The organism is Pseudomonas sp. CFBP 8772 (genome assembly GCF_014841665.1).
GTDB classification, from domain to species: domain Bacteria; phylum Pseudomonadota; class Gammaproteobacteria; order Pseudomonadales; family Pseudomonadaceae; genus Aquipseudomonas; species Aquipseudomonas graminis_B.
The window spans coordinates 85,324-104,689 of the sequence record NZ_JACYUI010000013.1; the positions used below are offsets into that span (position 1 = coordinate 85,324).

General features: G+C 61.5%; 15 protein-coding genes. 8 read left to right on the top strand and 7 right to left on the bottom strand.

Annotated features, from left to right (window positions below):
• The first annotated feature begins 28 nt into the window (after window positions 1-28).
• Entirely contained in the window at window positions 29-622 is a 594-nt protein-coding gene (locus IFT99_RS22200; protein WP_192135186.1) for a PadR family transcriptional regulator, read from the top strand.
• On the top strand, window positions 619-1,389 hold the full coding sequence (locus IFT99_RS22205; protein WP_192135188.1) for a siderophore-interacting protein: 771 nt from the start codon (window positions 619-621) through the stop codon (window positions 1,387-1,389). The genes IFT99_RS22200 and IFT99_RS22205 overlap by 4 nt, the downstream gene beginning before the upstream one ends.
• A 75-nt stretch (window positions 1,390-1,464) precedes the next feature.
• Here the strand turns inward: IFT99_RS22205 and IFT99_RS22210 are convergent, their stop codons facing one another.
• Together IFT99_RS22210 and IFT99_RS22215 are read right to left on the bottom strand one after the other, a co-directional pair.
• A complete protein-coding gene (locus IFT99_RS22210) occupies window positions 1,465-2,127 on the bottom strand; it encodes a Pr6Pr family membrane protein (RefSeq protein ID WP_192135190.1) in 663 nt (220 codons plus the stop codon).
• Between the two features lie 28 nt (window positions 2,128-2,155).
• On the bottom strand, window positions 2,156-2,386 hold the full coding sequence (locus IFT99_RS22215) for a VF530 family protein (RefSeq protein WP_192135192.1): 231 nt from the start codon (window positions 2,384-2,386) through the stop codon (window positions 2,156-2,158).
• A gap of 199 nt (window positions 2,387-2,585) precedes the next feature.
• On the opposite strand from IFT99_RS22215, the gene IFT99_RS22220 reads away from it, so the two are divergent.
• From IFT99_RS22220 to IFT99_RS22230, 3 genes are all read left to right on the top strand, one after another.
• Window positions 2,586-4,616: a TonB-dependent receptor gene (locus IFT99_RS22220; protein ID WP_192135194.1), complete on the top strand. Its 2,031-nt coding sequence runs from the start codon at window positions 2,586-2,588 to the stop codon at window positions 4,614-4,616.
• Window positions 4,617-5,210: 594 nt separating this feature from the next.
• The gene (locus tag IFT99_RS22225; protein ID WP_192135196.1) at window positions 5,211-6,581 is read left to right on the top strand and encodes a carbohydrate porin; all 1,371 of its coding nucleotides are present in this window, start codon (window positions 5,211-5,213) and stop codon (window positions 6,579-6,581) included.
• Between the two features lie 113 nt (window positions 6,582-6,694).
• Window positions 6,695-9,127, top strand: a complete 2,433-nt coding sequence (locus IFT99_RS22230; RefSeq protein ID WP_065992486.1) for a glucose/quinate/shikimate family membrane-bound PQQ-dependent dehydrogenase — start codon at window positions 6,695-6,697, stop codon at window positions 9,125-9,127.
• 175 nt (window positions 9,128-9,302) lie between these two features.
• On the opposite strand, the gene IFT99_RS22235 is transcribed toward IFT99_RS22230, so the two are convergent.
• The 4 genes from IFT99_RS22235 to IFT99_RS22250 are packed head-to-tail and all read right to left on the bottom strand — an operon-like array spanning window position 9,303 to window position 13,652.
• Window positions 9,303-9,734: a group I truncated hemoglobin gene (locus tag IFT99_RS22235; protein WP_192135198.1), complete on the bottom strand. Its 432-nt coding sequence runs from the start codon at window positions 9,732-9,734 to the stop codon at window positions 9,303-9,305.
• On the bottom strand, window positions 9,734-10,624 hold the full coding sequence (locus IFT99_RS22240; protein ID WP_192135200.1) for a DUF3034 family protein: 891 nt from the start codon (window positions 10,622-10,624) through the stop codon (window positions 9,734-9,736). Before IFT99_RS22240 ends, IFT99_RS22235 begins: the two co-directional genes overlap by 1 nt.
• 14 nt (window positions 10,625-10,638) lie before the next feature.
• Window positions 10,639-12,984: a bifunctional diguanylate cyclase/phosphodiesterase gene (locus IFT99_RS22245; RefSeq protein ID WP_192135202.1), complete on the bottom strand. Its 2,346-nt coding sequence runs from the start codon at window positions 12,982-12,984 to the stop codon at window positions 10,639-10,641.
• Entirely contained in the window at window positions 12,981-13,652 is a 672-nt protein-coding gene (locus tag IFT99_RS22250) for a methylamine utilization protein (RefSeq protein ID WP_192135204.1), read from the bottom strand. Before IFT99_RS22250 ends, IFT99_RS22245 begins: the two co-directional genes overlap by 4 nt.
• A 251-nt stretch (window positions 13,653-13,903) precedes the next feature.
• Between IFT99_RS22250 and lon the strand changes: the two genes are divergently transcribed.
• The 3 genes from lon (at window position 13,904) to IFT99_RS22265 (ending at window position 17,421) form a co-directional block, all read left to right on the top strand.
• Complete coding sequence (gene lon / locus IFT99_RS22255) at window positions 13,904-16,321, top strand: endopeptidase La (protein WP_065992480.1); 2,418 nt, start codon at window positions 13,904-13,906, stop codon at window positions 16,319-16,321.
• Window positions 16,322-16,392: 71 nt separating this feature from the next.
• The gene (locus IFT99_RS22260) at window positions 16,393-16,761 is read left to right on the top strand and encodes a PH domain-containing protein (RefSeq protein WP_065992476.1); all 369 of its coding nucleotides are present in this window, start codon (window positions 16,393-16,395) and stop codon (window positions 16,759-16,761) included.
• 267 nt (window positions 16,762-17,028) lie between these two features.
• Complete coding sequence (locus IFT99_RS22265) at window positions 17,029-17,421, top strand: protease inhibitor I42 family protein (RefSeq protein WP_192135206.1); 393 nt, start codon at window positions 17,029-17,031, stop codon at window positions 17,419-17,421.
• Between the two features lie 130 nt (window positions 17,422-17,551).
• Here IFT99_RS22265 and IFT99_RS22270 read toward each other — a convergent pair whose 3' ends face one another.
• Window positions 17,552-19,348 (bottom strand): methyl-accepting chemotaxis protein, encoded by a 1,797-nt coding sequence (locus IFT99_RS22270; protein ID WP_192135208.1) that lies wholly within the window; start codon window positions 19,346-19,348, stop codon window positions 17,552-17,554.
• Window positions 19,349-19,366 lie beyond the last annotated feature (18 nt).

The following is a 19,366-nucleotide window of genomic DNA, read 5'->3' on the forward strand; positions in this document are numbered from 1 at the left end:
ATCTAACTTGTACCAAGAGATGAAAAAAATGAAAGACCACTCACACGATCACCCCCACCACCACCGCCCACACTTCGGCGAACACGGCGACGGCCGCGATGGTTTCGAGAAACGTCCCGGCCGTGAACGCGGCGGCCGTGGGCCTCGGGTATTTGCCCCAGGCGACCTGAAATTGATGCTGCTGGCGCTGATCGCCGATCAGCCGTGCCATGGCTATGACTTGATTCGTCAGATCGAAGCGCTGTTCGACGGCGCCTACAGCCCGAGCCCCGGCGTGATTTATCCGACGCTGACCTTTCTGGAAGAAAGCGAGTTGATCCAGGGCGATGCCGACGGCGGCAAAAAACGCTATTGCATCACCGAGGCCGGTCAGCAGTTCCTGACCGAACAGGCCGTCGCGCTGGATGGCGTGAAAATGCGCATCGAAGTCAGCAAGCGCTCGTTGCGTGGGCATGATCGTCCGCCGGAAATCCACGAGGCCGTGCATAACCTGCGTCATGCGTTGCAGATGCACCACGGCCGCTGGAACCCTGAGGAGATCCTGCGGGTTCGCGACCTGCTGAACGACACCGCGAAAGCCATCGTCGACGGCCAACAACCCGCTGCGGAGAAATCTGAATGAATGCACCCCAGGGAATTCACCGCGTCAGCCACGAGATCAAACGTCGTACGCTGCAGGTGCTGAGGGTGACCGACATCACCCCGCGCATGCGCCGCATCACCTTGCACGGGCCGGAGCTTGAAGGGTTCATCAGTCTGGGCACGGATGACCACGTCAAACTGTTGTTCGCCACCACGCCCGAAGAGCAGGCGGCGCTGGACAGTGACGCACCGCTGCAAAACGCTGAAGGCCCGCGCCCGGCGATGCGCGATTACACCCCGCGTCGCTACGACCCGCAGTCCGGCGAGCTGGACATTGATTTCGTGCTGCATGGGGACGGTCCGGCAGCGACTTGGGCGGCCCAGGCCGAAGCCGGGCAAACGCTGAATATCGCCGGGCCTCGGGGTTCGATGATCGTGCCGGACATGTTCGACAGCTATCTGTTGATCGGTGACGAGACCGCCCTCCCCGCCATCGGTCGTCGGCTGGAAGCGTTGCCGGCGGGTCGGCGTGCGCTGGTGGTGGTTGAAATCGATAACCTGGCGGAGCGACAGGCGCTGACCAGCGATGCACAGACCGAGGTGATCTGGGTGGTGCGTGGCGAGCAGGATCTGCTTGAAGTCACGCGCCAACTGACCCTGCCGAATGGCGATTTATACGTTTGGGTGGCGACCGAATCGTCCTTGTCGCGCAAAGTGCGGCGCGTGCTGCTGGATGAGTTCAAGCTGGACGAGGCGTCGGTCAAAGCCGCGGGCTACTGGCGCGCGGACGGTTCGGACGAGGAGTGAGGCGTACGAGGTCGTCGGAGATGATTGAATATTGCCCGCGCCCGAGATTCAGGGCGCGTCAGCATTGTTGAATGCTTACAACTGCCCTCTGCCGCCCAACACCCGATCAATCAGGAAAACAAATGACCCGATTCCCACGAAACCCGCCAGCACGCCCAGCGCATTGGTCAGCGCCTTGGCCACCCCAAGGGTGCCGATGTCCAGGAATGGATAGAGGTAGTCGCCGAAGGCATTCCCACGCAGCAGCAAATAGCCGAAATACATGACGGGATACAGCGTCCAGATCAACACGTGTCGAGGTTTCAACAGGCCTTTGGGCACGAAGAACAACCAGTAGCCGAGGAACAGCAGCGGCATGACGTCGTGCAGCAATTCATCGGCGATCCACTGCCAGCCCTCGGGCGTCCACAGATGGCGCAGCAGCAGGTTGTAAGCGAGGCTCACCAGAATAATGCTGGTGGTGATGCCGGCGCAGACAGCGGGAGAACGGAAGAATCGGTACCCCGCCGAATGCCGGTCAATGACCGCGCAGCTGAGCGCCACCGCCACCAGCGTGTTGGTCACCACGGTGAAGAAACTGCAGAAGCGCACCAGGCCGCCGAGCAGGCTGGCGTGGTCAATCCATCGCCCCCAGAGAATCAGGTACAGCTGCACCGCGAGCCCAAACCAGCCGAGCATGGCCGCCGTGACGACGAAGCGGCGCCGGCCTGGGGACAGGTGCAGCAGGGGGTTTTGCATTGCGTTCACATCCTTGGCAGTCAGCGAATCAGCTCGGGCGCTTGGTGCGCGCCAGCTTGATGTACAACCCTTCGACCTTCTCCCGCGCCCAGGGCGTCTTGCGCAAAAACGTCAGGCTGGACTTGATACTCGGGTCGCTCTTGAAGCAGCGAATGTCGATGCGCTCGGCCAGGCCCGACCACTCGTAATGCTCGACCAGCGCGATGAGGATCTGCTCCAGAGTCACGCCGTGCAGCGGGTTGTTATTGGGTGTGGTCATGGCGGGCCTATGGACGCTGATGGGACGGGGCTGATTGGCAAGAGGTTTCGCGAGCTGCGCACCTTAGCGGACGCAGTGATCAGTGTGAAGGCTGCAAGCACCCGAAGCAGCAACCGATATCAAAATGATTGCTTTTTTAGTGTTATGTTATAACACTTACAAATCGTACATTTTGAATCGTTCTGCAAGGAAACGCTGCATGTCCCGTCCCTCAAAACTCCGCCCGTGGCGCCTGACGCCACTCGCTGCCGCTTTGCTGATTGCCTCACCTGCGTACGCCATCGAAGTAGAGCCGCAAATCATCACCGCCAACCCGCTCGGCAGCGATCAACTCGCCTCGCCCAGCACGGTACTGACCGGCGATGAGCTGACCCTGCAACAGAAAGGCAGCCTCGGTGAGACGCTGAATAAACAGCCCGGCGTGTCCTCTTCTTATTTCGGACCGGGCGCGAGCCGGCCGATCATTCGGGGGCTGGACGGCGACCGCATCCGGATCCTGCGCAACGGGGTCGGTGCGCTCGACGCCTCGTCGTTATCCTACGATCACGCGGTGCCGCTGGACCCGGTCAACGTCGACCGCATTGAAATCGTGCGCGGCCCTGCGGCACTGCTTTACGGTGGCAGCGCCATCGGTGGCGTGGTCAACACGTTCGACAACCGCATCCCCACCGAATCCATCGAGGGCATTCAGGGCGCGGGCGAACTGCGTTACGGCGGTGCCGACACGACCCGCAGCAGCGCCGGGAAACTGGAAGCAGGCAATGGCACCTTTGCGTTGCACCTGGACGCCAATGCTCGTGAGTTCAACGACCTGAAAATCCCGGGCTATGCCCGCACCGCCGATCAACGCGCGCGGGATCCGCAAGACAGCGACAAGAAACATCGCCTGGGCAACAGCGATGGTCGGCAGGACGGAGGCGCCATAGGAGGCTCCTACACTTGGGACGACGGTTACGCCGGGGTTTCCTACAGCAACTACGATTCCAATTACGGTTCGCCTGCCGAGCAGGGCGTGCGCATCCGCATGAAGCAGGACCATTACGCGTTTGCCTCCGAGATCCGCAATCTCTCCGGCCCGTTCAGCTCGGTAAAACTCGACGCCGGTTACACCGATTACAAGCACATGGAGATCGAAGACGGCGAAGTCGGCACCACCTTCAAGAACAAGGGTTATGAAGCCCGCGTCGAGGCCCGGCACCAGCCCATCGGCCCGGTCGAGGGCGTCGTCGGCGCGCAAGTGACGCGCAGTGAGTTTTCAGCCCTGGGCGAAGAGGCCTTCGTGCCGCAGACCGATACGGACGCCGGTGCCTTGTTCATTCTGGAAGAACTGCAGGCCACCGACCGCCTCAAGCTCAGCCTGGGCGGGCGCATTGAACACACGACTGTGGACCCGGACAGCGGAGGCAACGCGCGATTCGCAAACGCCAGCCGCTCAAGCAGCTTTACCGCAGGGAGCGTTTCATCCGGGGCCGTTTACACCCTGACGCCGATCTGGTCGCTGGCGGCGACCCTTGGCTACACCGAGCGGGCGCCGACGTTCTATGAGCTCTACGCCGATGGTGCTCACGTCGCCACCGGCACGTACGAGCTCGGTGATGCGGACCTGTCGAAGGAGAAAGCCGTTTCCAGCGATCTGGCGCTGCGCTTCGACAACGGTACCCACAAAGGAAGTGTCGGCGTGTTCTATAGCCACTTCTCCAACTACATCGGACTGCTGGGCAGCGGCCGCACATTGAACGATGAAGGCGCTGACGACCCCGACGGCATTCCCGAATACACCTATTCAGGCGTGCGCGCACGGTTTGCCGGGTTCGAGGCCAAGGATCACTGGAAGCTCGGCGAAACCCGCTATGGCAATTTCGCCTTGGAGCTGTCCGGCGATTACACCCGCGCCAAGAATCTTGATACGGGAGAAGCCCTGCCGCGGATCGCGCCTTTGCGGCTCCAAAGCGGGTTGTTGTGGGAACTGGACAAGTGGCAAGCGAGGATCGACCTCGAACACGCCGCTTCCCAACGGCGCGTACCGGACAACGAAACCGGCACCGACGGCTACACGACGTTGGGGGCGAGCGCCGGCTACACGTTCAAGGTGGGCGGCAGTCAGTGGCTGGCGTTCGTCAGCGGCGAGAACCTGACCAATCAAACCGTGCGTTACGCCAGCTCCATTCTGCGCGACATCGCACCGGCAGAAGGGCGCAGCGTGGAGGTCGGGCTACGGACGACGTTTTAACGCCGTCACCTGAACGGTCACGCCGCAAACCTGAGGGTGACCCCAGGGCCTCTTCCCGGCTAAAGCCGGTCCCACAATTTGGATCGCGTGCATTCAGCGCATTCCTGCTGGCACGACGCAGGATCTTAGTGGGACCGGCTTCAGCCGGGAAGGCGTCAGTCGTCATGCCGCAACGTTCAGGGTGCACACACTGGCCTCTTCCCGGCTAAAGCCGGTCCTACAATTTGAGCGCATCCATTCAGCCGGGAGCGTCAGCCATCACACCGCAGAATCCTACAACCTGAACTCCCCTCTAAACGCACATCCATGCGCCCTCTGTAAGGGTTGGCGGGGCTTCACCCTGCTCTCTTACAAAGCAGACACCCGGGCCAGACCATGGACAGCGCTACCCTGGCCACACGCCACTGTTACGCCAACCGCAACGATCCATGTCGCAATTTCGACTTTTTTAAAAAACGTTAGCGTCCTATCATCGCCGCCCTAAACGCTGAAACGGCTAACTCGTCATTGATTAAGACCTTGCAATGCGCCTCCCAAGCATTGCGAGCGGCGTCGCCCTTTGCTCTCGAATAACTCAAAAAGACCTCACGCCCTATGCCCCGTCATCTGAAACGCCCGACCTGCAAATCGTCCCGAGCCCTTCGTCATGCCAGCGCCCTGAGCCTTGCCGCATTGGAGTTTGCAAGCTGTGCCCATGCTGCACCGGCGTTCGACAGCGCGTCGCCGTGGATGCTGGGTGACTGGGGCGGCAAGCGCAGTGAGCTTTCCGAACAGGGCTACGACTTCAAGCTCGACTCAGTCATCGAAGTGGGCTCCAACCTGCACGGCGGTTACAACCACGACAAGGCGACGCGTTACAGCGACCAGTTCGCCCTCGGTGCGCACATGGATCTGCAGAAGATCCTCGGCTGGCACGACGCTGAATTTCAACTGACCCTCACCAACCGTAACGGCGACAACATCAGCAACGACCGCGTGGGCGATCCGCGCACCGGCACCATTTCGTCGTCCCAGGAAGTCTGGGGCCGCGGCAACGTCACACGCCTGACCGACCTCTGGTACCAGCAGAAATTTCTCGACCAGACGCTCAGCGTCAAGGTCGGCCGGTTCAACGAAGGCGAAGATTTCAACACCTTCCCGTGCGACTTCCAGAACCTGGCACTGTGCGGCTCCCAGGTCGGCAACTGGGACGGCGGGATCTGGTACAACTGGCCGGTCAGCCAGTGGGCAATGCGCGTCAAATATCAGCTGACCCCTGAACTGTTCGTGCAGGTTGGTGCGTTCGAGCAGAACCCCTCCAACCTGGAAAACGATAACGCCTTCAAACTCAGCGGCAGCGGTACCCAGGGCGCCGTGTTGCCGGTCGAGGTGGTCTGGTCGCCGAAGGTCAACGGCCTGCCGGGCGAATACCGCGCCGGTTACTACTACAGCACCGCCGACAGCAGCGACGTTTCCAAGGACAGCAACGGTCGATACGCCGCCCAGAGTGGCGATGACTACGCCTCGTCGTCCAGCAAACACGGCATGTGGCTGACCCTGCGCCAGCAAGTCAGCAGCGAGTCCAGCGACAACGACCGCGGCTTGAGCCTGTTCGCCAACGGCACGCTGCACGACAAGAAAACCAACATGATCGACAACTTCGTTGCCCTCGGTGCGACGTACAAAGGCCCGTTCGATGCGCGCCCCGAGGATGACATCGGCGTCGGCATCAGCCGCATCCACGTCAACCCGGCGTACCGCAAGAACAGCAACCTGCGCAATCAGGCCGAAGGCGTTTCGGACTACAACGACCCGGCGTTCCTGCCCGTGCAGGACACCGAGTACAACGCCGAAATCTACTACGGCGTGCACGTCGCCAACTGGCTGACCGTGCGCCCGAACCTGCAATTCATCCGCCATCCGGGCGGTGTGAATCAGGTTGATGACGCGCTGGTCGCGGGGTTGAAAATCCAGTCCTCGTTCTGATCAGCCCAGCTCGCCCGTCTGCACCCAGGCATCGGCATTGAAGGCATGGCTTATCCGCCGCGCCTTCACGCCAACACGCGTTAACCACCACATCGTTACGGAGTACAACACTTATGAGCACTGAGGGTGCTTTCGGTAAGGGTCGCCTGCTTCCGAGCTTGCTCGGGCTGGTGATTCTGATAATGGGCCTGGCCTTGCTGGTCGGCGGCATCAAACTGCTGACGCTGGGCGGGTCGCTTTACTACCTGCTGGCCGGCATCGGCTTCGCCATCACCGGCGTCCTGCTGATGATGGGTCGCGGCGCGGCATTCGGCCTGTACGCACTGGTGCTGTTCGCCAGTACTGTGTGGGCGCTATGGGAAGTGGGTCTGGATTGGTGGCAGCTGGTGCCGCGTCTGGCACTCTGGTTTGCCCTGGGCATCGTCATGCTGCTGCCATGGTTCCGTCGTCCGGTCCTGCGTGGCCAGGTCGGCGATACGGGTACCCGCGCATTGGGCGCCGCTGTGATCGTGGCGGGCATCGCCGCGCTGGCCAGCCAATTTACTAACCCCGGTGAAATCAAAGGCCAACTGGACCGCGAAACCGCCGGCACCACCAGCGCCGCGCCGGCCATGCCTGACGGCGACTGGCAGTCATACGGCCGCACGGCCTTCGGTGATCGCTACTCGCCGCTGTCGCAGATCACCCCGGACAACGTCAGCAAGCTGGTCCCGGCGTGGACCTATCGCACGGGCGACATTCCGGGTCCGAACGACCCGGGTGAGACCACGGCCGAAAACACCCCGCTGAAAGTCAACGGCATGCTCTACGTCTGCACGCCGCACAGCCAGGTCATCGCACTGGACCCGGACACCGGCAAGGAAATCTGGCGCTTCGATCCGAAGATCAGCAGCGGCAAGGCGGCCAACTTCAAGGGTTGGGCGCACATGACCTGCCGTGGCGTGTCGTATCACGATGACGCCGCCTACGCTGCCACCGCGCCGACCGACGCTGCCGCACCTGCGCAAAGCCCTGCTGCTCCAGCGGTTGCCGGCGCAGCCAATGCCTGCCCGCGTCGCATCTTCCTGCCAACCGCCGACACCCGTCTGATCGCCCTGAACGCCGACACCGGCAAGATGTGTGAAGACTTCGGCACCAACGGTTCGATCGACCTGAGCGCCAACATCGGCACTTACGCACCGGGCGGTTACTATTCGACGTCGCCACCGGCAGTGACCAAAGACCTCGTGGTCATTGGCGGTCACGTCACCGATAACGTTTCCACCGACGAGCCGTCGGGCGTGATCCGTGCGTTCGACGTGCACACCGGCCGTCTGGTCTGGAACTGGGACAGCGGCAATCCGGACGACACCACGCCGCTTGCCGAGGGCAAGACCTACACCCGCAACTCGCCCAACATGTGGTCGATGTTCAGCGTCGACGAAAAGCTGGGCATGCTCTACCTGCCGATGGGCAACCAGATGCCTGATCAGTGGGGCGGCGACCGCACCGAGGCCTCGGAGAAATTCAGCGCCGGTCTGGTCGCGCTGGACATCGCCACCGGTCACGTGAAATGGAGCTTCCAGTTCACCCACCACGACCTGTGGGACATGGACGTCGGCGGTCAGCCAACGCTCATGGACATGAAAACCGCTGACGGCGTGAAGCCTGCTGTTCTGGCCTCGACCAAGCAAGGCAGCATCTATGTGCTGGACCGCAGCAACGGTCAGCCCATCGTACCGATCAACGAAATCCCTGTACCCCAGGGCGCTGTTGCCGGCGATCACACGTCGCCTACCCAGCCGAAGTCCGATCTGAACTTCATGCCGCCGCCGCTGAAAGAGCGCGACATGTGGGGCGTGACGCCGTTTGATCAGATGCTCTGCCGCATCGACTTCAAATCCCTGCGTTATGAAGGTCCGTTCACTCCGCCATCGCTGCAAGGCACGTTGGTGTACCCGGGTAACTTCGGTGTGTTCGACTGGGGCGGCATTTCGGTCGATCCGGTGCGTCAGATTGCTTTCGTGAACCCGAGCTACATGGCGTTCCGTTCCAAACTGGTGCCGGCGGCCGAAGTCGCAGGCGGCCCGGGTCGCAAGAGCGAAACCGAAGGCGTGCAGCCGAACAAGGGCGCGCCTTACGGTGTGATCCTCGAAGCAATGCTGTCGCCAATGGGCCTGCCGTGCCAGGCGCCAGCGTGGGGTTATGTTGCGGCGGTCGATCTGACCAACCACCAGACCATCTGGAAGCACAAGAACGGCACCGTGCGTGACAGCGCGCCGGTTCCGATCCCGCTGACCATGGGCGTTCCAAGCCTGGGCGGCACGTTCATCACTGCCAGTGGTGTGTCGTTCCTCAGTGCCACGCTGGACCAGTACCTGCGCGCCTACGACGTTCGTAACGGCAAGCAGTTGTGGGAAGGCCGCCTGCCAGCAGGCGCCCAGACCACGCCGATGACTTACACCGGCAAGGACGGCAAGCAATACGTGCTGGTCGTTGCAGGCGGTCACGGTTCGCTGGGCACCAAACAGGGCGATTACGTCATCGCCTACAAACTGCCGGATTGATCCGCTTCACTGATTAGCGTCGTGCAGTAACAGAAAAGGCGGTCCCGTGAGGTGACCGCCTTTTTTTCTGCGCGCCGAAACGCTCAAAAGGCGCTTCGCTCAAAAGGGGACAGATTTATTTACAGCGCTTCACCGTAAATAAATCTGTCCCCTTTTGCGGTCCCCTTTAGCGCCCCTACTTCTCGATCACCTCACCACGCTGGGGCGCCAGCCTGGCGATAAAACGGTTCTGCGTCGTCACCGCAATGTGCTGCTCGTTCATCGCATCGATAAGGTTCTCGACCAACGCATTGAAATCGCTGCGGCTGAGTTTCATGCCCTTGTGCACTTCTTCCAGGGAGTCACCGGTGTACGTGCACGGCCCGCCGGCTTCGACGCAAAACCTTTCCACCAGCTTGTCGCGTACCCGAACGATGTCGACCTTGGCGAAGTATTTATAAATGCGGTCATCCTGAGCAATGTGCAGCAGCATGCCTTCGACGATTTTCTGGATGCCGGCGCGCTGGCCCAAGTCCTGATAGAGGCTGTCGTCCTTGGGCGGCTGTTGGGCGCACCCCGCCAGCAACGACAGACTGAGCCCGAGAATCAGCCACTGAGACCGCCCCATCAGAAACTCCCCTGCACGGAAAGGTAGGTGCCGTTCTGGTTGTCCAGCGTGGCAATTTCACCGAGCCGGGCGTAGGCCAGCACCACGGAAACATGCTTGTTGGGAAACCAGCCGACAAAGAAGTCCGCCCAGTCGCTTTCGCCGGCGAACGACAGATTGTCGGGCTTCTCGCGGTAGTCCATGCCCACTGCCCAATGCGGGTTGAGCAGGATGGCTGCGCCGCCCTCTTTCAGTACGCTGCGGGTATCGCGCCGGTCGCCGCCAAAGCCCATCAACCCGGTTTCGTTGGCACGGCTGTAACGCAGGCCGGCGTTGACCACCACGTTGTAGCCAAAGGCCGCGCCCATGAACAGACGGCTCGCGGTGACATAACCCTCGACGTCCGAATCGCGCTTGGCGCCCACCAGGCTGGGGATGAGGAAATCGTTCTGGTGTTTGTATTCCAGCCCCGCCGACACCTGCGGCAACTGATCGTAGATCAGGTCGCCAAACAGGCGAACCTTCACGCCGAAGATGTCCTGGGTGAGGTTGTCATCCGGGAGGTTGAGCTTGCTGACCAGTGAGCCCAGGTCGAAGCGTTGATGGGCGTAGGAAACCTCAATCCGATTGCCGTAGGACGCTGCAGCGCCGACCACATCGAGGGTGTAGTCCGGCAAGTCGACGTGGGTGGCGAACGCGTTGCCGCCCCACTCGCCCTGCTCGTCATACCCGGCCAGCATGGCCCAGGGGATGATCCCGCCGCCTGCGCCGCCTTCAATGCTGCTGGCGCCGCCGGTGGCGATCAGGCGCCCCTGCTCGGCTTCGGCCGCCGGCGCGAACCATGTCGCGCAGCCTCCGACCACGCTGGCAAGCAGCACGGGATTCAAGTACGTCGAAAGGCGTCGTGCCATAAATCCGTGTTCCATCAATACACCGTCATGCGGGGTGGGAGCTGGGAGCGGGCAATCCAGGCTTCGAAAGCGATCGCATCGAGCGGACGGCTGATCAGGTAACCCTGCGCGGTGTCGCAGTGCCAGCGCTCCAGTAAACGCAGGCTGTGTTCGTACTCGACGCCTTCGGCGACCACCTTCAGGCCCAGGTTGTGGCTCATCTCGATGGTCGACCGCACGATGACGGCGTCTTCGCTGGTTTCATCCAGATCGCGCACGAAGGACTGATCGATCTTCAATTCCTGCACCGGCAGCCGCTTGAGGTGCGCCAGCGAGGAGTAACCGGTGCCGAAATCATCCACCGACAGGCTGATGCCGAATTCGCGCAGGCGATTGAGCACCTTCAGCGACTGCTCGGGCTCGCGCATGATGGCGCTTTCGGTGATCTCGAAAATCAACTGTTCGGCCGGCACGCGGTACAGCTTGAGCAGCGCAGCAACGCGGTCAGCCAGATTGCCGTCCAACAGGTCGTCCGCCGAGATGTTCACCGACACCTGCAGAACCAGACCGCGATATGCCCATTCGGCCAACTGGCGCAGGGCTTCTTCGATCACCCAGTTGGTGAGGATCTGAATACTGCCGGTGCGCTCTGCCAGCACGATGAACTCGGCCGGGGACACCGAGCCGAATTGCGGGTGCTGCCAGCGCAGCAAGGCTTCGGCCTGAGTCACGCGGCCGTTGCGGATGTCCAGTTTGGGCTGGTAATGCAGGGACAGTTCGCCATTGCGTGCGGCCTGACGCAGGTCGCGGATCAGGCTGATCTGGCGCAAGTGGGCGACATCGCGACCGTCCACATAGACCTGCAGACGCCCCGGCAGCTGCGCCGCGTCTTGCCGCGCAATGGAGGCACGTCTGAGCAACTCGGACGCCGAATCGCCATTGGCCGGATAGGCCGCGATGCCGATGCAGGCATCCATCGCGATGTCCTGCTCGCCAATGCGCTGAGGCTTGACCAATAGACGCTGCAGCCGGTCGGCCACCGCGACGGCACTGTCGGTTTCAGCGTTGTGCACCAGCAGCAGAAATTCGTTGTCGGAGAGCCGCGCCACCGTATCACCGGGACGCAGCGGCTCCTGCAGTTGCTCGCTGATGATGCGCAGCAGTTGCTCGACTCCCTCGAGACCGACGTTGGTGCTGATCGCGCGGAAGTTATCGATGCCCAGATAAAGCAGGGCCACTGGCCGTTGAGCAATGACCGCGCTGCCGAGGCGTTCCATGACCAGCGCGCGATTGGGCAGCCCGGTGAGTGGATCATGCAGGGCGTTGTGGGCCAGTTGCAGCTCACGCTCGGCGATCCCGCTCTGCATCGAATTGATAGCGCTGGCGAGCAGCCCCAGTTCATCCCGGCGATCCAACACCACGGGGGTGGCGTAATCACCTTCGCCAATCCGCCGGGCCGCCTGGGCCAGGGCACTCACCGGCCGCGACAGGTTGCGCGCCAGTAACAACGCGCCGACCAGCGAGCACGCCAGCGCCACGACAGTGATCCAGAACAGCGTCTTGTCCAGCGGCGCGAATGCCTGCATGGCCTGATCCAGCGGGCTCTGCAGCAGGGCCACGACCTCGCTGTCGCTGTTGCTCCCCAGGCGCAGGGTTTTGCTCAGAAAACTCTGGTTCTGATGCTCGGTCATCTGCATCTCGTCGCTGAGCGGGTTCATCATCACCCCGCGCAGGCTGTCGAACAGCGGCGCCGGCTGGGTGCTGATCATCTGACCCGGCTGCTTTTGCACGATCGACAGAAACGACACCTGCAAACCGCTCAACGAGCGCAGTTCCTGCGCCAGATCACCGTCCATGCTGAAGCCCATCACCACGCGCGCAATCGGCAGCGGTGCGAGGACCGTGCTCTCCACCAGCAAGTGCGGCTGGCCCTGCAACGGCACGATGAGCATCGACTGATTCTTGCCCTTGAGCTCACGCAACGCCTGGGTGTAGGGGAACGGCGAGCCTTCGGGGATCTGCGCGACGGTGCTGGCCATGACCGTGCCGTCCATGCCCAGCAGGAACATGTCATTGGCGTTGATTCTGGCGCCGTGATTGAGCAGCACCGAGCGGATGGTCGCCGAGTCCGCCGATGCCACGGCGTCGCGGAAGCCGAAATCGGTGGACAGCAATTGCACGGCGTCGCGCAGCCGCTTGCCGCGCATTTCCAGCAAACCTTCGAACACCCGGGTGCCGACTTCGAGCTGTGCCTGGGCCTGCTTGCGAACCGCGTCCTGGGTCGCCGCTCTCACTGCAATAAACACGGCGAAGACCACGATCAGCAGCAGCATGATCAACACGCCGGCAATCCGCGCCTGAAAGCTGATGCGCACCTTCATTCGTGGGCTGCTTTATGAAAGGCATCGCCGAACGCGCTGGGCGTCGGCGCGGCCGGGGTGTTATCAGCGTTGGGCTGCACAGCGATGGTAAACCGTTGCTTGAGGCCGCCGGCCGGGATGTCGATGTCGCCACCGGACACGGGCAGCATGTCGGCCCCCTGGGGGTGCCAGAGAGTGACGGCGTAGTGACCGGCGGGCACTTGATCCAGGGTCAGCGCGCCCTTGTCGTTGCTGACGCCGAACCAGCCATCGTCGGTGACGTACACATACCCGATCATGTTGTCGTGGACGTTGCAGCCGAGCACGACCACGCCCGGCTTGTCGAACAGCACGGGGGCCGACGGGGTACCGCCATACAACCGCAATTCAAAACGCTTGGGCGTCGAGAACGAATACACCTGATGGCGGATTTGATCGCTGTTGGGGAAACTGATTTCCGTCCCACTGCGGACGGCCAGCACGTGGGGGGCAAATTGCACATCGCGCTGGTCCATGTCGGCTTTCATCGGCCCGGCAGGCGGCGCCGTTGCGCCGCGCAGGGTAACCACCGCGTCGGGAAGCGGCTTGCCCTGGGCATCAACGAATTCGGCGGTCAGGCTGGCCGCACTGGCAAGGGTGCCCTGCAGCGCGGTTACAACCAGCAACAATGAAATAAAAACGTGGCGCATGACAGATGTTCCAGACAGCGAGGCCGGCAGAGCCTCCGTGGCGATGATTTCCAGCGTAGCCCACATCGGCGGTCAGCGATATCAGACGGACTTCCAGCAAAGCACATGGCCTTCATTAGTGGAATGCCACGGCCTGGCGCAACGCCTTACAGGCTTTAAAACGATCCCCCGTCATTGCTATCGACCGACGCTATTGAAACCTGAGCCAATCTGCCCCATCTAAGGCTCATCTCCATTTATGCAGGTGCCCCATGAGCGACCAGCAATCCGACGCCAACCAGCCGCACCCGGACGACGATCACGAGCACGAAATCCTCGGCTCCGACAGCAAGCGCCTCGCCCTGCCCGGCCAGAACCTGCCGGATCAGGTGTACATCATTCCGATCCACAACCGTCCTTTCTTCCCCGCCCAAGTGCTGCCGGTCATCGTCAACGAAGAGCCCTGGGCCGAAACGCTGGAGCTGGTCAGCAAGTCTGATCACCACTCCCTGGCGCTGTTCTTCATGGACACCCCGCCCGACGATCCCCGTCATTTCGACACCAAGGCGTTGCCGGAGTACGGCACGCTGGTCAAGGTGCACCACGCCAGCCGTGAAAACGGCAAGCTGCAGTTCGTCGCCCAGGGCCTGAGCCGCGTGCGCATCAAGACTTGGCTCAAGCACCACCGCCCGCCGTTTCTGGTGGAGGTCGAATACCCCCATCAGCCCAACGAGCCGACCGACGAGGTCAAGGCCTACGGCATGGCGCTGATCAACGCGATCAAGGAGCTGCTGCCGCTCAACCCGCTGTACAGCGAAGAATTGAAGAACTACCTCAATCGCTTCAGCCCCAACGACCCGTCGCCGCTGACCGACTTCGCCGCCGCCTTGACCTCCGCCACGGGCGTCGAGCTGCAGCAGGTGCTCGATTGCGTGCCCGTGCTCAAGCGCATGGAAAAAGTCCTGCCGATGCTGCGCAAGGAAGTCGAAGTCGCGCGCCTGCAGAAAGAAATCTCCGCCGAAGTGAACCGCAAGATCGGCGAGCACCAGCGTGAGTTCTTCCTCAAGGAACAGCTCAAGGTCATTCAGCAGGAACTGGGGCTGACCAAGGACGACCGCAGCGCAGATATCGAACAGTTCGAAGAGCGCCTGGTGGGCAAGACCCTGCCACCGCAGGCGCGCAAGCGCATCGACGAAGAGATCAACAAGCTGTCGGTGCTGGAAACCGGTTCGCCGGAATACGCCGTCACCCGTAATTACCTGGACTGGGCAAGCTCGGTGCCGTGGGGCGTGTTCGGTGACGACAAGCTCGATCTGAAACATGCGCGCAAGGTGCTCGATCAACACCACGCCGGCCTTGATGACATCAAGAGCCGCATCCTCGAGTTCCTCGCCGTCGGCGCCTACAAGGGTGAAATCTCCGGCTCCATCGTGCTGCTGGTCGGCCCGCCGGGCGTGGGTAAAACCAGCGTCGGCAAATCCATCGCAGAATCCCTGGGACGTCCGTTCTACCGTTTCAGCGTTGGCGGCATGCGCGACGAGGCCGAGATCAAAGGCCACCGTCGCACCTACATCGGCGCCCAACCGGGCAAGCTGGTGCAGGCGCTGAAAGACGTGGAAGTGATGAACCCGGTCATCATGCTCGACGAGATCGACAAGATGGGCCAGAGCTTCCAGGGCGACCCGGCCTCGGCGCTGCTCGAAACCCTGGATCCGGAACAGAACGTCGAATTCCTCGACCACTATCTGGACCTGCGTCTGGACCTCTCCAAGGTCCTGTTCATCTGCACCGCGAACACCCTGGACTCGATCCCCGGCCCGCTGCTGGACCGTATGGAAGTGATTCGGCTGTCCGGCTATATCACCGAAGAAAAGCTCGCCATTGCCAAGCGCCACCTGTGGCCCAAGCAACTGGCCAAGGCCGGCGTTTCGAAAAACAGCCTGATGATCAGCGACAGTGCATTGCGCGCGGTGATTGACGGGTACGCGCGGGAAGCCGGAGTGCGGCAGCTGGAAAAACAGCTGGGCAAACTGGTGCGCAAAGCGGTGGTCAAGCTGCTGGACAACCCGGACACCGTGGTCAAGATCGGCCCGAAAGAACTGGAAGCCTCCTTGGGCATGGCGGTGTTCCGCAACGAGCAAGTGCTGTCGGGCACCGGCGTGATCACCGGCCTGGCCTGGACCAGCATGGGCGGCGCGACGCTGCCGATCGAAGCGACACGGATCCATACGCTCAACCGCGGCTTCAAGCTCACCGGCCAGCTGGGCGACGTGATGAAGGAATCTGCCGAAATCGCCTACAGCTACGTCAGCTCCAATCTGGCGAAGTTTGGCGGCGATAAGAGCTTCTTCGACGAAGCCTTCGTCCACTTGCACGTGCCGGAAGGTGCGACGCCGAAAGACGGGCCAAGTGCGGGCGTCACCATGGCCAGCGCGCTGCTGTCGCTGGCGCGTAACCAGGCGCCGAAAAAAGGCGTGGCGATGACCGGCGAACTGACCCTGACCGGCCACGTACTGCCGATTGGCGGCGTGCGGGAGAAGGTCATTGCGGCGCGGCGGCAGAAGATCTACGAGCTGATCCTCCCGGAAGCCAACCGAGGCAACTTCGAAGAACTGCCGGATTACCTGAAAGAAGGCATCACCGCACACTTCGCCAAACGCTTTGCGGATGTGGCGAAGATATTGTTCTAAGACGGACCAGCATCACTTCCACAGGGGCGAATCGTGACCTGTGGAAGTGGGCTTCAGACAAGGAGTTCAACATGCTCGACTTCAACAACAAAGGCTTTTTCAAACTCAAGCAGAACAACGAATACGCTGAGCGTGTGGCCGCGCTGCTGCTTGAGGATGAAACCGTCATCGACGCCTACAAGTCGATGCGCGACGGCGTCGTCTTCACGACCAAGCGGATCATTTCCGTCAACGTGCAAGGCATTACCGGCAGCAAGAAGGACTTCACTTCATTGCCGTATAAAAACATCGTGGCTTACTCGGTGGAAACGTCCGGCACCTTCGACCTCGACTCGGAACTCGAGATCTACTTCTCAGCCCTGGGCAAAGTGAAGTTCGAATTCACCGGGAAGACCTCCATCGTCGAAATTTCCAGGTACATTTCCCAATTCGTTCTCTGAACCAACGCATTTGGCCCAGTCACATGCGAACGTGGTTGCGCATCACAGGGGACTGATTTATTTACACGCTTCTCCGTAAATTAATCTGTCCCCGTCCAGGCACGCTTAAAACTACCCGATCTTCCGCATCAAAGGGGACTCGCATCAAAGGGGACTGATTTATTTACACGCTTCTCCGTAAATTAATCTGTCCCCGTCCAGGCACGCTTAAAACCACCCGATCTTCGGTTATCCTCACCCCAAACGTTGCCCACGACCGGAGCCTTCATGACCCCTGCCCGCCTGCTCGTCCCGCTCAGCCTCTCCCTCCTTGCCGCTTGCGCGGCGACACCGAAGCAGATCGTTTCCCTGGACGATCAGCAAGACTGCCCGCTCACCCTCAAAACCGGCCAGACCCTCATGCTGATGCTGCCCAGCAACCCCACCACCGGGCACCGCTGGCTGATGCAAAACCCCGCGCCGTCGATACTCGCCAGCCTCGGGCCTGAGGTGTTCAATGCCTCTAAAGATGTAGGTCTGGTGGGTGAAGGCGGTCAGTCGGTCTGGCGCTACCGAGCCGCCAATGCAGGCACGGGCCATCTGATGATGGTCTACCAGCAGCCGTGGGCGCCGGAAGTGGCGCCAGAACGCACCTTCGATTGCGTGATCACCGTGAACTGATCGAAAGGGGACTGATTTATTTACACGCTTCTCCGTAAATAAATCTGTCCCCGTCCATGTATTTACACGCGTCTCCGTAAATCAATCTATCCCCGTCCATGCAAGTCGCCAAGCACTGGCGTAAGCCCCGTCATTCGGTCAGTAACTGCGCCGCATCGAAGCCCATGCGCAAGTTGCCCCAATGACGGCCGTCGAAGAAAAACGGCACGTCGATCTCGGTCATGATTTCCCCCGTGTCGCGCAGGTAGGTTTGCAACAGGAAGCGCTGTTGGTTACCCGCTGCACGCAGGCCGATGGGGTCAGCGAACATGCGCTTGTTCCGGCAGACCGGCAGGTCGACAGCCCGGTCACCCGTAGGTTTTTTCGACACCCAGCTGTTATTCACCGGGCAGTAGCCCTTGGCGTCAACGATGAAGGTGACCTTGCCCCCCAGCGTGCCTTTGGTCAGCGCGTCGCACTCCTCCTGACAGATCTGGGCGAAGCGCTCGCTGTAGCTGGTCGTGTATTGCTTGGGGTCAGTCCCGGGGATCAGTTTGTAGTTCTGATCGAACAGGTTGACCCCTTCACGTTGCAGCGCGGCCAGACGCACCTGGAGTCGGTCGCGGCAATGACAGGCGCGGGTAATGCCGGCGTCCAGCGCGCCGTGCCCGAGGACAAAGCGTCCCAGCAGCGCCTGGACCTTTTCCGCCACGCCCGACAGATCGCGGGTGGCGGTAGCGGAATGCTGCATGCGCTGGTCGATGGACTGGCTGTCCGCATGAATCTGGGTGACGCGGTTATTGATGCCGGTGTTGCTGTCGGCGAACTGCAAGATGTGCGAGGCGATGTCTTCCAACTTGATGTGAGTGGATTCGAAATCGCCGATCATGCTCTCGAAATGCCCTGACGCGCGCTCGACCACTTTCTGGGTCTCCCGGGCGCTATGGCTGATCTGGGTGGTCTGCTCGTGGGTCGAGCTCACTTCCAGCAGCATGGCGTCGATGTTCTGGGAAATGTCTTCGGTGGCACGACTGACGTTCTGGGCCAGGGTCCGGACTTCGTCGGCAACCACCGCGAAACCACGGCCGCTCTCCCCCGCACGCGCCGCCTCGATCGCCGCGTTGAGCGCCAGAAGGTTGGTCTGGGAGGAAATCTGTTGAATCAATCCGACGATGGATTTGATGCTCGACGAGCGTTGGTTCAACGCCGACACCAGCGTACCGAACTCATTCAGGCTGGTGGAAATCTCACTGATGTTGCCGGTCACTTCCAGCAGCTCGGTGTAGGAGTCTCGGGCCATGCTGAGGTTCTGCGCGGTGGTCCCGGAAATGCCCTGGGTCTGCCGGGACACCTCGGCAATCCGCCCGACTGCGTCGTTGCTCTGCTCCATGACTTCCCTGGCGAAGCGCGCCTGATGGGTCGCGCTGTCGCTGGAATCGCTGATGTTTTTCAGCGAGCGCGCGGACTCCACGGCAATGTGCACGGTCAGCGCCTGAACGCTGCTGATGATCTCCCGCTGCTTGGCGAGAAACCGGTTGCAGGTGCTCGCCAGCACGCGAATTTCATCATGGGTCAACAGCGGCAAGTCCTTGGACAGGTCGCCCTCGCCATTGGCAATGCCTTCCAGCGCCAGCGTCATCTGGGTCACCGGCCGCACGATCAGGTGGCGGAAATACCAGACCATGAAACTGACCAGGCACAGGGTGAACAGCGTACTGCCCAGAATGGCGTTGCTCAGCACATCGAGTTTGCCTTCGATCATGCCTAGCGTCCCCGCCGGCAACTGCGCGCTGCGCAACTGAAGCAGAATGTCCGCGCGGATGCTCACGGCCACCCAGTACACCAGGGCGCTCACCATCACCATCAGGAAAAGGCTCGACAGCTTCTTGGTCAAAGAATCGAAAAACTGCCGCTCGACGGACTCGTACAACGCCTTGAACGCATGCATGCCACGGTTCCCTGTGTC